The organism is Collimonas sp. GW821-FHT02H07 (assembly GCF_059421505.1).
The window spans coordinates 266,131-281,504 of record NZ_JBWKVC010000001.1; the positions used below are offsets into that span (position 1 = coordinate 266,131).

The 15,374-nt window shown below is 60.1% G+C and carries 12 protein-coding genes; all 12 read left to right on the forward strand.

Annotated elements, in window-relative coordinates; translation table 11 throughout:
- Positions 1–465: 465 nt before the first annotated feature.
- Positions 466–1,629, forward strand: coding sequence for an efflux RND transporter periplasmic adaptor subunit (locus tag AC07V8_RS01095; protein ID WP_494677040.1), 1,164 nt, complete (start codon positions 466–468; stop codon positions 1,627–1,629).
- On the forward strand, positions 1,622–4,717 hold the full coding sequence (locus AC07V8_RS01100) for an efflux RND transporter permease subunit (protein ID WP_494677039.1): 3,096 nt from the start codon (positions 1,622–1,624) through the stop codon (positions 4,715–4,717). The genes AC07V8_RS01095 and AC07V8_RS01100 overlap by 8 nt, the downstream gene beginning before the upstream one ends.
- A 30-nt stretch (positions 4,718–4,747) precedes the next feature.
- A complete protein-coding gene (locus AC07V8_RS01105; protein WP_494677038.1) occupies positions 4,748–6,238 on the forward strand; it encodes an efflux transporter outer membrane subunit in 1,491 nt (496 codons plus the stop codon).
- 339 nt (positions 6,239–6,577) lie between these two features.
- Positions 6,578–8,485, forward strand: coding sequence for a threonine--tRNA ligase (gene thrS / locus AC07V8_RS01110; RefSeq protein ID WP_494677037.1), 1,908 nt, complete (start codon positions 6,578–6,580; stop codon positions 8,483–8,485).
- A gap of 59 nt (positions 8,486–8,544) precedes the next feature.
- Positions 8,545–9,069: a translation initiation factor IF-3 gene (gene infC, locus AC07V8_RS01115; protein WP_081992442.1), complete on the forward strand. Its 525-nt coding sequence runs from the start codon at positions 8,545–8,547 to the stop codon at positions 9,067–9,069.
- A gap of 284 nt (positions 9,070–9,353) precedes the next feature.
- Entirely contained in the window at positions 9,354–9,551 is a 198-nt protein-coding gene (gene rpmI, locus AC07V8_RS01120) for a 50S ribosomal protein L35 (RefSeq protein WP_061539612.1), read from the forward strand.
- Between the two features lie 20 nt (positions 9,552–9,571).
- Positions 9,572–9,931 carry a 50S ribosomal protein L20 gene (gene rplT, locus AC07V8_RS01125; protein WP_061939538.1) on the forward strand — a complete coding sequence of 120 codons (360 nt, stop codon included), beginning with the start codon at positions 9,572–9,574 and terminating at the stop codon, positions 9,929–9,931.
- A 155-nt stretch (positions 9,932–10,086) separates the two neighbouring features.
- Positions 10,087–11,103: a phenylalanine--tRNA ligase subunit alpha gene (gene pheS, locus AC07V8_RS01130; protein ID WP_494677036.1), complete on the forward strand. Its 1,017-nt coding sequence runs from the start codon at positions 10,087–10,089 to the stop codon at positions 11,101–11,103.
- 111 nt (positions 11,104–11,214) lie between these two features.
- Positions 11,215–13,641, forward strand: a complete 2,427-nt coding sequence (pheT, locus tag AC07V8_RS01135) for a phenylalanine--tRNA ligase subunit beta (protein WP_494677035.1) — start codon at positions 11,215–11,217, stop codon at positions 13,639–13,641.
- Positions 13,642–13,764: 123 nt separating this feature from the next.
- Positions 13,765–14,208 (forward strand): integration host factor subunit alpha, encoded by a 444-nt coding sequence (locus AC07V8_RS01140; protein WP_014005494.1) that lies wholly within the window; start codon positions 13,765–13,767, stop codon positions 14,206–14,208.
- Positions 14,205–14,612 carry a MerR family transcriptional regulator gene (locus AC07V8_RS01145; RefSeq protein ID WP_494677034.1) on the forward strand — a complete coding sequence of 136 codons (408 nt, stop codon included), beginning with the start codon at positions 14,205–14,207 and terminating at the stop codon, positions 14,610–14,612. The genes AC07V8_RS01140 and AC07V8_RS01145 overlap by 4 nt, the downstream gene beginning before the upstream one ends.
- A gap of 86 nt (positions 14,613–14,698) precedes the next feature.
- A complete protein-coding gene (gene upp / locus AC07V8_RS01150) occupies positions 14,699–15,349 on the forward strand; it encodes a uracil phosphoribosyltransferase (RefSeq protein ID WP_494677033.1) in 651 nt (216 codons plus the stop codon).
- Positions 15,350–15,374 lie beyond the last annotated feature (25 nt).

Genomic DNA, 15,374 nt, shown 5'->3' on the forward strand with positions numbered 1-15,374 from the left:
TGGGGCCATGTGCAGAGCGCGGTAAAAGGCGTTCGCATGTGTCAGGTTTCCGCGGACCGCTGGTTAGCGGCTGATTGAGATCAACGGGTATTCACTGGCGCTGCTTCGATGTTTAAAAATTCTCTATTGCTAAGGCGCCAGGCCCCTATGCTTTCAATGCTGTCGCCCCCTCCGGCCGGGCGGCTTGTGGCGCATCTGCCTGGTCTGCTTGAACAGAGCGGCTGCGCTGAAGTGCTGAAATTCTCTTTGATCAAGACTCCCGCAGATCCCAGTCCCTGATATCCCCAGTCCGGCACGCCGGCATTGCGCGCTGTGCATGTTCCCGGCACGGTTTGCCAGCCGCGCCAGATTAAGCCGGACCCGCCAGCGCTGGCCGCATCCGTTGCAAATAAATAGTATCCCGCCTTTGCAAAAGCTCAGCTTGCGGGATGACGTGAAAACCGATCTTCCAATACGAGCATCATCATGAAAAATAATCTCTTGCAACGCCAGCCCCTCGCGATCGTTGCCGTCGCCACGCTGATTGCCGGCGCCATCGCTTTCGTCGCCTTCGGCCATCAGGGCAAGGCCGCTGCCGCCGAAGCCAGCGCTGCCGCCGACCCCAATTTCATCAGGCAGGGCGCGCGCATCACGATTCCGGAACACTCGCCGCTGCGCTCGCGCGTGGCCGTGCAAACCGTCGCCTCGCTGGATGCCACCCATGCGCTGGAACTGCCGGCGCAGGTGGAAGCCGATCCAGGCCGCACCATCAATATCCTGCCGCCGGTGGCCGGCAAGGTGCTGGAACTGAAGGTCGGCCTGGGCGATCATGTGCGCAAAGGGCAGTTGCTGCTGGTGATGACCTCGGGGGATTTTGCCCAGGCTACGTCCGACCTGCAAAAGGCGCGCGATACGCTGCAGCTCACCAAGCGCGTGCTGGATCGCCAGCGCGGCGTGCAGCAGGCCGGCGCCGGCGCCGCCAAGGACCTGGAGCAATCGGAAAGCACCTATGTCCAGGCGCAGGCTGAATTCGCCCGCGCCGATACCCGTCTCAAATCGCTCAGCGCCGGCGGCGCCAGCGCCGCCGACAGCGGCGGCCAGCGGCTCAACCTGGTGGCGCCGAGTTCCGGCAGCATCACGGCGCTGTCGATAGGCGCCGGGCAGTCGGCCAACGATCCGAACGCGGTCCTGATGACCATCGCCAATCTGGACAACGTCTGGATTACCGCCAGCGTGCCGGAAAACATGCTGTCCGCGGTCAAGAAGGGACAGGCGGTGAACATCAGCCTGCCGGCCTATCCGGGTGAAAAATTCCGCGGCAATGTGGCGTTTGTCAGCGATGTCCTGCAGCCGGATACGCGGCGGGCGCTGGTGCGCATCAGCGTGCCGAACGGCGACGGCAAGTTCAAGCCCAATATGTTCGCCAACGCCTCGTTTGCGGTGGCGCAGTCCGCGGCGCCGGTGGTGCCGCCATCCGCCTTGCTGATGAATAATGAAAACACCACGGTGTTCGTCGAGGTGGCGCCATGGACCTTCGAACGGCGCACCATCGAAACCGGCAACCAGGAAGACGGCAGCGTGCGGATCCAGAAGGGTCTGCTGGTCGGCGATCGCGTAGTGATCAAGGGCGGAGTGCTGCTCAATGATTAACAAGATCGTTCGTTATTGCCTGCAAAAGCGTTATGCGGTGATCCTGGTGGTGCTGATGGTGACCTTGTTCGGCTACTACTCGTGGACGCGGATGGCGGTGGAAGCCTATCCTGAACTGTCCGACGTTACCGCCCAGGTCACGACCCAGGCGCCCGGCCTCGCGGCCGAAGAGGTCGAGCAGCAGATCACCATCCCGCTGGAGCGCCAGCTGAGCGGCACACCCGGCCTGGTGCACATGCGTTCGTCCAGCACTTTCGGCCTCTCGCTGATTACCTTGACGTTCAAGGATGGCGCCGAGGATTACTGGGAGCGCCAGCGCGTCACCGAACGCATGACTCAGGCCGCGCTGCCTGCCGGCATCACGCCCAGCCTGGATTCGGTGACCAGCGCCGCCGGTGAAATTTACCGCTATACCCTGGAATCCGACAGCAAGAACCTGTTGGAATTGTCCGAGATCCAGCGCTGGATCGTGATCCCGGAATTGCAGCAGGTGCCGGGCATTGCCGAAGTCGGCAATTTCGGCGGCCTGACCATGGAATACCAGCTGGAAGTCGACCAGCAGCAGCTGCAGCGCTTCGGCGTTTCGCTGTCGGATGTCACCAGCGCCATCAACAGCAATAACGCCAACGCCGGCGGCAGCCGCATCACCCGCGGCGAGCAGGGCTACGTGGTGCGCGGCATCGGCCTGATGCGCAGCCTGACCGATCTCGGCAACGTGGTGGTCAAGCAGTCCGGCGGCGTGCCGGTGCTGGTGCGCGACCTTGGCAAGCTGCAGTACAGCCATCAGGAGCGGCAAGGGATCCTGGGCAAGGACCGCAATCCCGATACCATCGAAGGCATCGTCAAGCTGCTGAAATACCAGAACGCTTCGGAAGTGATCAAGGACGTGCACGCCAAGGTCGCACAGCTGCAAAAACAGCTGGCGCCGATGGGCGTCAAGATCGTGCCCTACATCGACCGCGACGACCTGATCGAGCTGACCATTCACAAGGTCGGTCATACCGTGCTCGAAGGCATCGGCCTGGTCTGCATCGTCCTTATCCTCTTTCTCGGCAGTCCGCGCAGCGCGCTGGTGGCGGCGGTGACGATTCCGCTGGCGCTGGTGGCGGTGTTCATCATGATGTACCTGACCAAGATGCCGGCCAACCTGTTCTCGCTGGGCGCGATCGACTTCGGCATCATTGTCGACGGCGCCATCGTGGTCACCGAAGCGATCCTGCGGCGGCGCGAAGCCAAGCCCGAGGCGGAGCTGAGCGAGACCGATGTGCGCGACGCCACCACCGAGGTGATACGGCCGATTTTCTTCGCCACCCTGATCATCATCGTCGCCTACCTGCCGCTGTTCGCTTTCGAGCGCGCCGAAGGCAAGCTGCTGTCGCCGATGGCGTTTACCGTCAGCTATGCGCTGATCGGCGCGCTGGTGTGCAGCATCGTGCTGGTGCCCGGCCTGGCCTACATGGCCTTGCACAAGCCGCGCCGGATTTTCCATAACAAGCCGCTGGAGTGGCTCAGCGCCGGCTATCGCAAGACCCTGGGGCGGCTGCTGGCCAATCCTGCGGTGTCGTACGGCCTCGGCGCGCTGGCGCTGGCCGGCGTGATCATCCTGGGCGCGGCGACCGGCAGGGAGTTCATGCCGAACATGGATGAAGGCACCCTGTGGCTGCAAGTGCAGATGCCGTCCGGCCTGTCGCTGGAAAAGGGCAGCGAGATGGCCAGCGAGCTGCGCCGCACCCTGCTGGAATTCCCGGAGGTGTCGTATGCCGTGACCCAGCTCGGCCGCAGCGACGACGGCACCGATCCCTGGACCCCTTCGCACATGGAGGTGCCGGTCGGGCTGAAGCCCTACAGTAGCTGGGCCAACGGCGAGACCAAGGAACAGTTCGTGCATAAGTTGAATCAGCGCCTGTCTCAACTTCCAGGCTTTTCGATCGGCATCAGCCAGCCCATCAGCGACGGCGTCAACGATGCAGTCGGCGGCGCCCACAGTCCGCTGGTGATCCGCGTGTACGGCGACGACTTCAAGGAATTGCGCCGCATCGGCGAGCAGATCGTCACGGTGCTCAAGCAGGTCAGGGGCACGGCCGATGTCGCCATCTTCCAGGAACCGCCGGTGCCGCAGGTGGCGATCGATATCGATCGCGCCGCCGCGGCGCGGCTGGGGATCAATGTCGCCGATATCGCCGCCCTGATCCAGACCGGCATCGGCGGCGCTCCGGTCACGCAGCTGTATGTGGCGGACCGGGTGCACAACGTTACGGTGCGCTTTGCCAAGGACAGCCGCAGCAGCCCGGAAGCGCTTGGCAACCTGCTGCTGACCACGGCCAGCGGCGCGCGCATTCCGCTGTCGCAGGTGACCCATATCCGCACTACCACCGGCGAAAGCACGATCGCCCATGAAAACACGCACCGCCAGCTGACCGTGCGCCTGGATTACGCCGATCGCGACCTGCTGTCCTACTATCAGGAAGCGCAGGTCCAGGTGGCGCAGAAAGTGAATTTCGACAAGGCCAGCTATCGCCTCGAGTGGGCCGGCCAGTTCGAGAACCAGGAGCGCGCGCAGTCGCGCCTGATTCTGGTGTTCGGCCTGGTGCTGGGCCTGATGGCGGTGATCCTGTACGCCGGTTTCGGCAAGCTGCGGCAAGCGCTGCTGATACTGGGCGTGGTGCCGCTGGCGGCGCTGGGCGGCCTGATTGCGCTGCGCGTCACCAACGGCACCATCAACGTCGCCACCGGGGTCGGCTTCATCGCCTTGTTCGGGGTGGCGGTGCAGAACGGCATCATCATGGTCTCCAACATCAACCGCGTGCGGCGCCAGGGCATGGCCTTGCGGGATGCGGTGCTGGCGGGGGCGTTCGAGCGCTTCCGGCCGGTGCTGATGACAGCTACGGTGGCTTCGGTCGGCATGCTGCCGGCGGCGTTGGCGACCGGGGTCGGCACCGACGTCCAGCGCGGCTTGGCGACGGTGGTGGTGGGCGGGCTGGTGGTCGCCACCATGCTGACCCTGTTCATCCTGCCCGCTTTCTATTATTCGCTGGAAAACTGGATTGAACGCCGCCGCGGCATCAGTAAAGAGCGTGACGGACGCTAAGGCGCCGGATAAAAACGAGCAGGTAAAAATATGAATACAACGACATTGCATTTCAATCGGCCGCTGAGAATCTCCGTGATGGCAGTAGCGCTGGCGCTGGCCGGTTGCGCCGCCGGACCGGATTTCAAGCAGCCGGACGCGCCAGAGGTCAAGGGGTACACCAAAGAGCCGCTGCAGACAAAAACCTCGTCCGCAGAAACCGCCGGCGGCGCTGCCCAGCAGCTCGTCGAAGGCATGGATATTCCCGCCCAATGGTGGACTCTGTTCAATTCGCCGGCATTGAATGCCGTCATCGAACAGGCGCTCAAGGCCAATCCGGATCTGCAATCGGCCGAGGCAGCCTTGCGCGCCGCCCAGGAACAAGTGTCGGCGCAACAGGGGGCATTTTTCCCGAGCGTCAATGCCAGCCTGGCGCCGACCCGGCAAAAGCAGCCGGTATCGGCAGGGCAGGGCACGTCGCCGTTCAACCTGCACACCGCCCAGGTCAGCGTTTCCTATACGCTGGATGCGTTCGGCGGCAACCGCCGCCAGGTGGAAGGTTTGCAAGCCCAGGCCGAGCAGCAGAAATTCCTGCTGGAAGCGGCTTATCTGACGCTGACCTCGAACGTGGTCGCGGCCGCGGTGCAGGAAGCCGCATTGCGGGCGCAGATTGCGGCGACGCAGGAAGTGCTCAAGGTGCAGGGCGAATTGCTGACGCTGCTGCAGCGGCAGTACCAGCTGGGCGATGTGGCCCAGGCCGACGTGCTGGCGCAGCAGGCGGCCCTGGCGCAGACCCAGGCTAGCCTGCCGCCCCTGCTAAAATCGCTGGCGCTGCAGCGTGACCTGCTGACGGTGTTGGCAGGGCGTTTTCCGAGCGAAGAGCTAGAGCAGAGATTCGATCTGGCCAGCCTTAGCCTGCCGCAGCAACTGCCGCTCAGCCTGCCTTCAAGCCTGGTGCGGCAGCGCCCCGACATCCGTTCGGCGGAAGCGCAGCTGCATGCCGCCAGCGCCGCCGTCGGCGTGGCTACCGCCAATATGCTGCCGCAGATTACCTTGAGTGCGAATATCGGCAGCGCCGCCGCGCAGATGGGGGATTTGTTCACCTCGGGCACCGGGCTGTGGAGCCTGGTCGGCGGCCTGACGCAACCCTTGTTCGCTGGCGGCGCATTGCTGCACAAGAAGCGCGCCTCGGAAGCCTTGCTGGAACAAGCCGCTGCACAGTATCAAAGCACGGTGATACACGCCTTCCAGAACGTCGCCGACAGTCTGCGCGCCTTGCAATACGATGCCGACGCCCTGCAGGCGCAGTATCTGGCCGAGCGCGCCGCCGCGCGCAGCCTGGAGATCTCCCGCAAATCGGTGCAGCTCGGCGCCGCCACGCCGCAGACCTTGCTGACGGCGCAGCAAACCTATCAGCAGGCAGTAATCAGCCTGGCGCAGGCGCAGGCGGCGCGCTTTGCCGATACGGCGGCGCTGTTCCAGGCCTTGGGCGGGGGCTGGTGGAATCGCGGCGAGCCGCTGGTGGCAGCAACAGTGCGGTAAATTGGGCGGCGTTTTAGGCGGATTAGCAACAGCGCATGTTGCGCGCTTGCCATGCCGCATAAATTTTCTGGTATGATCGGAAGCATCCTGTTGTCGTCATTCCCGGCGGCGCAGCTGCAACGAATTCAACATCTGTAAGAGCGAGAAAGGCATCCCGGTTATGACACCGCGAACTACCACCACGATCTGTGAGCGACGCTAGTCGAGGCCTTTTTCTACCTGCAAGATGAAAAAAGCGCGGCTGGTCCGCGTTTTTTTTCGTCCACGTTTTTGTAAAGCAACCGTTCAACTTAATTCAATCCGGCGTCGTTCCAAGTGAGCGCCGATATGAGGCCCAAAATGATAGCAGTCAAACTTCCCGATGGTTCACAGCGTCAATTCGAAGCGCCGCTGACGGTGGCGCAGGTCGCCGCCAGCATCGGCGCCGGCCTGGCCAAGGCGGCTTTGGCCGGCAAGGTCGACGGCAAGCTGGTCGATACTTCTTTCCTGATCGAGCGCGATGTCGAGCTGGCGATCGTGACCGACAAGGATGCCGACGGCCTGGAAGTGATCCGCCATTCGACGGCGCACTTGCTGGCCTACGCGGTCAAGGAACTGTTTCCTGACGCGCAGGTGACTATCGGGCCGGTGATCGAAAACGGCTTTTACTACGATTTTGCCTACAAGCGTCCGTTCACCCCGGAAGACTTGCTGGAAATCGAAAAGAAGATGGCTGAGCTGGCCAAGAAGGATGAGCCTGTCACGCGCAAGGTAGTGGCGCGCGATGAAGCGATCGCCTATTTTGAATCGATCGGCGAGGCCTACAAGGCAGAGCTGATCGGCTCGATTCCGCAAGACCAGGAAGTCTCGCTCTACACAGAAGGCAAGTTCACCGACCTGTGCCGCGGTCCGCACGTGCCGTCGACCGGCAAGCTGAAGGTGTTCAAGCTGATGAAGCTGGCCGGCGCCTACTGGCGCGGCGATGCCAAGAATGAAATGCTGCAGCGGGTGTATGGCACTGCCTGGGCCAAGAAGGATGAGCAGGAAGCCTATCTGCACATGCTGGAAGAGGCGGAAAAGCGCGACCACCGCAAGCTGGGCCGCGCGCTCGACCTGTTCCATTTCCAGGACGAAGCGCCGGGCCTGATTTTCTGGCACGCCAAGGGCTGGACGATCTGGCAGCAGGTCGAGCAGTTCATGCGCCGCGTCTATAACGACAATGGTTATCAGGAAGTCAAGGCGCCGCAGATCCTCGACCGCTCCCTATGGGAAAAGACTGGCCACTGGGAAAATTATCGCGAAAGCATGTTCACCACCGAATCGGAAAACCGCAGCTACGCGTTGAAGCCGATGAACTGCCCTGGCCATATCCAGATTTTCAATTCCAGCCTGCACAGCTATCGCGACCTGCCTCTGCGCTTCGGTGAGTTCGGTCAGTGCCATCGCAATGAGCCGTCCGGCGCCTTGCACGGCATGATGCGGGTGCGCGGCTTTACCCAGGATGACGGCCATATTTTCTGTACGGAAGAGCAGATCCAGGAAGAAGTTGCAGTCTTCGACAAGCTGGTGCGCAAGGTCTATCTCGATTTCGGCTTTAGCGAAGTCGCGGTCAAGCTGGCCCTGCGTCCTGAAAAGCGGGTCGGCGAGGAAGAGGTCTGGGACAAGGCGGAAAACGCCTTGCGCGAAGCCATCCGCGCCTCCGGCGCCGAGTGGGAAGAATTGCCGGGCGAGGGCGCCTTCTACGGTCCGAAGATCGAGTACCACCTGAAGGATTCGATCGGCCGTTCCTGGCAGTGCGGCACCATGCAGGTCGATTTTTCGATGCCGGGCCGCCTCGGTTCGGAATATGTCACTGAAGACAATGGCCGCAAAGTGCCGGTCATGCTGCATCGTGCTATTGTCGGCTCGCTGGAGCGTTTTATCGGCATGCTGATCGAAAATCACGCCGGCGCCATGCCCTTGTGGCTTGCGCCGGTGCAAGTTGTTGTTTTGAATATCTCCGACGCCCAGTCGGAATATGTCCAAAATGTTGCACAAACGCTGAAAAAACAAGGGTTTAGGGTAGAGACCGATTTGCGTAATGAGAAGATTACCTATAAAATACGGCAGCATTCTTTGCAGAAGCCGCCTTATATACTGGTTGTCGGTGATAAAGAGCGGGATGCAAACACAGTGGCCGTGCGAGCGCGGGGCAATGTCGATCTGGGTGTGATGCCTATCGACGTACTGGTGGAGCGCCTCAGGAACGAGGTCGAAACCAAAGCCTGAACGGGGTGACCCAAGCGCAAGAGCACGGCTTAATTATTTGATTTTTAAAGGAAACTGCAATAGCTACGGACAAGTCACATCGCATCAACGGCGAAATTACGGCGCCAGAATTGCGCTTATCCGGTGTCGAGAACGAAGCACTCGGTATCGTCAGTCTGGCTGAGGCCTTCCGCCTGGCGGAAGAGGCGAACGTTGACTTGGTGGAAATCGCACCAACAGCCCAGCCGCCGGTAGCCCGTTTGATGGACTACGGCAAGTTCAAGTATCAGGAACAGAAGAAGGCGCACGAGGCCAAGTTGAAGCAGAAGGTCATCCTGGTGAAGGAAGTCAAATTCCGCCCGGGTACCGATGATGGTGATTACAACATCAAACTGCGCAACCTGACCCGCTTCCTGGACGAAGACGGCGACAAGGTCAAGATCACGCTGCGTTTCCGCGGCCGTGAAATGGCTCACCAGGACATCGGCATGCGCATGCTGGAACGTCTGAAGGCAGACCTGGAGCCGTACGGACAGGTCGAGCAGTGGCCGAAGATGGAAGGGCGCCAGATGATCATGATCATCGGTCCTAAAAAGAAGAAATAATAAATTGGGGACAGAGCTGCCCGGGTAGGGTTTAATTGAGCCGGGGCGAATTACACTTCTCGTGCAGCTCTGTCCTCAACTGATTAGATAGATTTTAGGCGGCGTGGATGAGCAATTATCCAGATCGCCCAAAAAGCAGCAGGCCAGATCCTGCTGCAAAATCCAGCTGTGGCAGTCGGGCAGTTGGGTTTAAACAAGTGAGAGCAGGCATCCAAGCGTAACGATATTGTTGCCACCTGCAATCATGTTAAAAAAGGAGCTGTCCCTAGAGGACAGATAGTGTCATGCCTAAAATGAAAACGAAGAGCAGCGCCAAAAAGCGCTTCCGCGTCCGTCCGGGTGGTACTGTTAAACGCGGCCAAGCGTTCAAACGTCACATCCTGACCAAGAAAACCACCAAAAACAAACGTCAATTGCGCGGTTCCGTTGGGGTCAATGACCACAACATGGTATCCGTTTCGCGCATGTTGCCGAACGCTTAACCTCATACTAAGGAGTTATTATGCCTAGAGTAAAACGTGGGGTTACAGCTCGTGCCCGTCATAAAAAAGTTCTTAACCTTGCCAAGGGTTACCGCGGTCGCCGCAGTAAAGTCTACCGTGTAGCCAAGCAAGCAGTCATGCGCGCTGGTCAATATGCATACCGTGACCGCCGCAACAAGAAGCGCGTATTCCGTGCATTGTGGATCGCCCGTATCAACGCCGCTTCCCGTGAGCATGGCATGACATACAGCGTATTCATGAACGGTCTGAAGCGTGCTTCGATCGAACTGGACCGTAAGGTTCTGGCTGATATGGCAGTGATGGACAAGCCAGCGTTTGCTGCGATTGTCAATCAAGTCAAGGCCAACATCGCTGCGTAAGTTTCTTATGTAGTTTTGCCAATGCCGCGCGGTTCTGCGGCGTGGCAATCCCGAGCGGGGCAGAGGTCAACACCTTATGCCCCGTTTGTGTTTTTAACCGCTGGTTTTTTTGATTTGACTGGCGTATTTCGGCTTCAATGGAGCAGGAAAACTGCATGAACTCCCTAGAACAACTAGTAACGCAAGCCCAGGCTGATTTCATCGCCGCTGTCGACGCCGCCGCGCTGGAAAACGCGAAAGCCAAATATCTCGGCAAGACCGGCCAGATCACCGAGCAGATGAAGGGGCTGGGCAAGCTGGCGCCGGACGAGCGCAAAGTGCAGGGCGCCGTCATCAATACCGCCAAGGAGCAGATCGAAGCTGCGCTCACAGCGCGCCGTGATGCCCTGGCCAATGCGCAGATGCAAGAGCGCCTGAACGCGGAAGCGATCGATGTCACCTTGCCGGGCCGCGGCCGCGGCGTCGGCGGCATCCATCCCGTCATGCGATCGTGGCAGCGCATCGAAGAAATTTTCCGATCGATCGGTTTCGACGTGGCCGACGGCCCGGAAATCGAAACCGACTGGACCAACTTTACCGCCTTGAACAGCCCGGAAAACCATCCGGCGCGTTCGATGCAGGACACCTTCTACATCGAAGGCAACGACACCGAAGGCAAGCCGCTGCTGCTGCGCACTCACACCAGCCCGATGCAGGTGCGTTACGCGCGCATGAACAAGCCGCCGATCAAGGTCATCGCCCCGGGCCGCACCTATCGCGTCGACAGCGACGCCACCCATTCGCCGATGTTCCATCAGGTCGAAGGCTTGTGGATTGCCGAAGACATCAGCTTCGCCGACCTCAAGGGCGCCTACCTGAATTTTGTCAAGGCCTTCTTTGAAACCGACGATCTGCAAGTGCGCTTCCGTCCTTCCTATTTCCCGTTCACCGAGCCTTCGGCCGAGATCGACATTGCCTTCGGCAGCGGTCCGCTGAAAGGGCGCTGGCTGGAAGTCTCGGGCGCAGGCCAGGTGCATCCCAACGTGGTGCGCAACATGGGCCTGGATCCGGAACAGTTCATCGGCTTCGCGTTCGGCTCCGGCATCGAACGCCTGACCATGCTGCGTTATGGCATCAACGATCTGCGTTTGTTCTACGAAGGCGATCTGCGTTTCCTGAAACAATTTAACTAAAAGCTCCTTGCCGAAGACGCTGGCATTGTTCTGTAGCCACCTCCGTAATACCACGGCCGGCTGCCCAGCGTTCCCCGCTTCTGTGACTAAAGGTTTTTGAAGGTTTTACCTATGCAATTCTCTGAAAGCTGGCTGCGTTCCATGGTCGATCCGAAGATGACTTCGGACGAATTGTCCCATCTGCTGACCATGTCCGGTCTCGAAGTGGAAGAGGTCGAGCCGGTCGCGCCGCCCTTTACCAATATCGTGGTGGGCCTGGTGGTCGAGACCGCCAAGCATCCGAATGCCGACCGCCTGAATGTCTGTCAGGTCGATGTCGGCACCGGCACCATGCTCAATATCGTGTGCGGCGCGCCGAATGTGCGCCCTGGCCTCAAGGTGCCGTGCGCCATGGTCGGCGCCATCCTGCCGCCGGGCGCGGACGGCAAGCCGTTCGAGATCAAGCTGGGCCAGTTGCGCGGCGTCGAGTCGCAAGGCATGCTGTGTTCGGCGCGTGAACTGAAGCTGTCGGAAGACCACGGCGGCTTGCTGGAACTGCCGGACGATGCGCCGGTCGGCCAGAATTTCCGCGATTACTTCGAACTGAACGACCTCAAGTTCACCATCAAGCTGACGCCGAACAAGGCGGATTGCCTGTCGGTGCTGGGCGTGGCGCGTGAAGTGTCGGCTCTGACCGACACCCCGCTGAAGCAGCCGGTGTTCAAGGCTGTCAGCGCCAACATGACTGAAACGCTGCCGGTCAAGATTTCGGCGCCGGATCTGTGCGGTCGTTTCTCCGGCCGCGTGATCCGCGGCCTCAATGCCAAGGCGCCGACGCCGCAATGGATGAAGCAGCGCCTGGAGCGCAGCGGCCAGCGCCCGATCTCGGCGCTGGTGGACATCTCCAATTACGTGATGCTGGAGCTGGGCCGTCCGACGCACGTGTTCGACCTCGACAAGATCCACGGCGGCCTCGATGTCCGCTGGGGCAAGGCAGGCGAATCGCTCAAGCTGTTGAACGGTAATACCGTCAGCGTGGACGATTGGATCGGCGTGATCGCCGACGACCGGCAAATCGAATCGCTGGCGGGCATCATGGGCGGCGACGCCACGGCGGTCTCGCTGGAAACGCAAAACATCTATCTGGAAGCTGCTTTCTGGTGGCCGCAAGCGATTCAGGGCCGTGCCCGCCGCTTCAATTTCTCGACCGATGCCGGCCATCGCTTCGAGCGCGGCGTCGATTTTGCCACCACTGTCGAGCATATCGAGCGCATCACCGCCTTGCTGGTCGAAATCTGCGGCACGTCTGCGACCCAGATCGGCCCGATCGACGATCAAAGCGTCAATCTGCCTAAACGCGATCCGGTTAAAGTGCGCACCGCGCGCGCGATCCGCGTCATCGGCGTGCCTTTGTCGGATAGCCAGATCGCCGACATCTTCACTCGCCTGGGCCTGGCGTTCACGCAAGAGAACGGTGTGTTTTCGGTGACGCCGCCGTCCTACCGTTTCGATATCGAGATCGAGGAAGACCTGATCGAGGAAATCGCCCGCGTCTACGGCTTTGAAAATATCCCGGCCTTGCCGCCGGTCGCGCCGAACGCCATGTACATCGCGCCGGAAAACCAGCGCTCGCTGTTTACCACGCGACGGCAGCTGGCCGACCTGGATTACCAGGAAGTGATCAACTTCAGCTTCGTCGAAGCAGCCTGGGAAGCCGATTTCGCCGGCAACCTGGCGCCGATCAAGGTGCTCAATCCGATCGCCAGCCAGATGGGCGTGATGCGTTCGACCTTGATCGGAAGCCTGATCGCCAACGTCAAATACAATCTGAACCGCAAGCTGAACCGGGTGCGGATTTTTGAAACCGGCGCGGTCTACATGCGTGACCAGCAAGTCGAGAACGGCCCGCTGGCGGTAGCCGGCTACGCGCAGCCGAAGCGGGTCGCCGCCCTGGCTTACGGCCCGCAAGCGGACGAGCAATGGGGCCAGGCCAGCCGCACCGTCGATTTCTTCGACGTCAAGGCCGATCTGGAAGCCCTGTTTGCGCCTGTGGTTTTGCGTTTCGCCAAACTCGAACATCCGGCGCTGCATCCCGGCCGTTCGGCGCAAGTGCTGCTGGGCGATAAAGTTGTCGGTTTCATCGGCGAACTGCATCCGCGCCTGCAACAGAAATATGAGCTGCCTTTGGCGCCGGTTGTGTTCGAAGTCGATGGCTTGGCGTTGCAGCAACGGCAAGTGCCGGCCTACGTCGAAATTTCGAAATTCCCGGCGGTGGTGCGCGATCTTGCAGTGGTGGTGAAACAAGCGGTTTATGCGCAGGATTTACTGGACGTTTTTGCTGCTGAGCAGCAAGAAAATCCAGCATGCCGGATTCTGCAAGCCATTGTTTTATTTGATGAATATCATGGCAAAGGACTGGAAAATGACGAAAAAAGTCTTGCTTTCCGTTTTACCTTGCAAGATACTGAAAACACCCTCCAAGATGACACCGTAGAAGCCGCCATGGCTGCTTTGATCGCTGCTGTCAACAAGGTGCCAACAGCAAGATTACGCGCCTGATTTGCCCTCAGAGAGCGTAATCTAATGATAAAACCTGCAGCAAAAAAAGCCGGATGCACGCGTTTGTAGAAGCACGCGTGGCGCCGGCGGCAGCAATCCAGAAGACAGGGGCGTAACAACAGAATGAACAATATGCAGACAGTAGAATTTGAATCCGTTCTGGACGCCGATCTGAACCGGGCGATGCGTGAAGCGCAAGCCCGCTCGCAGGCAGAAAAGAATTTGCCGACACTGACCAAGGCGGAGCTGGCTGAACTTTTGTTTGAACAGGTTGGCCTCAACAAGCGTGAAGCCAAAGACATGGTCGAAACGTTTTTCGATGAAATCCGCGATGCGCTGGAGCGTGGCGAGTCGGTGAAGTTGTCCGGCTTCGGCAATTTCCAACTGCGCGATAAGCCGCAGCGTCCGGGACGCAATCCGAAAACCGGGGAAGAGATTCCTATCACTGCGCGCCGCGTGGTGACTTTCCACGCCAGTCAGAAACTCAAGGGCATGGTTGAAGCCGCAAGCCTGCAACCCATCCAGCCTATCCAACAGTTTGCCGCCGCTCTTCCAGCTAATTCATGAACGATCGCATTAGTAAATCCGAGCTTGTCGTATTGCCGCCGATTCCGGCCAAGCGTTATTTCACCATCGGCGAAGTGAGCGACCTGTGCGGCGTCAAGCCGCATGTGCTGCGCTATTGGGAACAGGAATTCACCCAGCTGAAGCCGGTCAAGCGGCGCGGCAACCGCCGTTATTACCAGCATCACGAAGTGCTGCTGATCCGTCGCATCCGCGAGCTGCTGTACGAGCATGGCTTCACCATCAGCGGCGCCCGCAACAAGCTCGACGGCCGCCTGGGCGCAGCCGCGGAAGCTGAGCAGGCAGCCGAAGCCAAGCAGAACGAGGTGAATCTGGTCGAGGTGCGTCACGAGCTTGAACAGATACTTGATCTGCTGATACCCAAAACCGAGCCAGCCGCAGAATAACTACTGAACACAGAGGGGAGAGAAATCTCTCCTTTTTTTGTATACGGCCGGCCCTTATTTTTCCTTATTCGTTTATCTTACTTATCATGCTCAGCGACCCACGTTTCCCCAATCTCTTCATCCTGAACCATCCGCTGATCCAGCACAAGCTGACGCATATGCGCAGCAAGGAAACCTCGACCCGCACCTTCCGCCAGCTGCTGCGGGAAATCACCTTGTTGATGGGTTATGAAATCACGCGCGACCTGCCACTGACCACGCAGCTGATCGAGACGCCGATGCAGAGCATGGAGGCGCCGGTGATTGCCGGGCGCAAGCTGGCGGTGGTGCCGGTGCTGCGGGCGGGGATAGGCATGAGCGACGGTTTGCTGGACCTGGTGCCGTCGGCGCGGGTGGGGCATATCGGGGTGTACCGCGATCCGGATACGCATCAGCCGGTGGAGTATCTGGTGCGTTTGCCGGATCTGGCGGAGCGCATCTTCATCGTCTGCGATCCGATGGTGGCGACCGGCAATTCGGCGGTGCATGCGGTGGATGTGCTGAAGAAACGCGGCGTCAGCGATGACCAGATCATTTTCCTGGCGCTGGTGGCGGCGCCTGAGGGGGTGCAGGTGTTCCAGGATGCGCATCCTGGCGTCAAGCTGTATGTGGCGAGCCTGGATTCGCATCTGGATGCGCACGCCTACATCGTGCCAGGCCTGGGCGACGCCGGCGACCGCATATTCGGCACCAAATAACCGTAATTAATCGCTGTAGTAGTCA

What these genes read in the sequence shown, in the direction of transcription:
- AC07V8_RS01095 (WP_494677040.1), top strand. Translation starts at nt 466, where the DNA reads ATGAAAAATAATCTCTTGCAACGCCAGCCCCTCGCGATCGTTGCCGTC.
- AC07V8_RS01100 (WP_494677039.1), top strand. Translation starts at nt 1,622, where the DNA reads ATGATTAACAAGATCGTTCGTTATTGCCTGCAAAAGCGTTATGCGGTG.
- AC07V8_RS01105 (WP_494677038.1), top strand. Translation starts at nt 4,748, where the DNA reads ATGAATACAACGACATTGCATTTCAATCGGCCGCTGAGAATCTCCGTG.
- thrS (WP_494677037.1), top strand. Translation starts at nt 6,578, where the DNA reads ATGATAGCAGTCAAACTTCCCGATGGTTCACAGCGTCAATTCGAAGCG.
- rpmI (WP_061539612.1), top strand. Translation starts at nt 9,354, where the DNA reads ATGCCTAAAATGAAAACGAAGAGCAGCGCCAAAAAGCGCTTCCGCGTC.
- rplT (WP_061939538.1), top strand. Translation starts at nt 9,572, where the DNA reads ATGCCTAGAGTAAAACGTGGGGTTACAGCTCGTGCCCGTCATAAAAAA.
- pheS (WP_494677036.1), top strand. Translation starts at nt 10,087, where the DNA reads ATGAACTCCCTAGAACAACTAGTAACGCAAGCCCAGGCTGATTTCATC.
- pheT (WP_494677035.1), top strand. Translation starts at nt 11,215, where the DNA reads ATGCAATTCTCTGAAAGCTGGCTGCGTTCCATGGTCGATCCGAAGATG.
- AC07V8_RS01140 (WP_014005494.1), top strand. Translation starts at nt 13,765, where the DNA reads ATGAACAATATGCAGACAGTAGAATTTGAATCCGTTCTGGACGCCGAT.
- AC07V8_RS01145 (WP_494677034.1), top strand. Translation starts at nt 14,205, where the DNA reads ATGAACGATCGCATTAGTAAATCCGAGCTTGTCGTATTGCCGCCGATT.
- upp (WP_494677033.1), top strand. Translation starts at nt 14,699, where the DNA reads ATGCTCAGCGACCCACGTTTCCCCAATCTCTTCATCCTGAACCATCCG.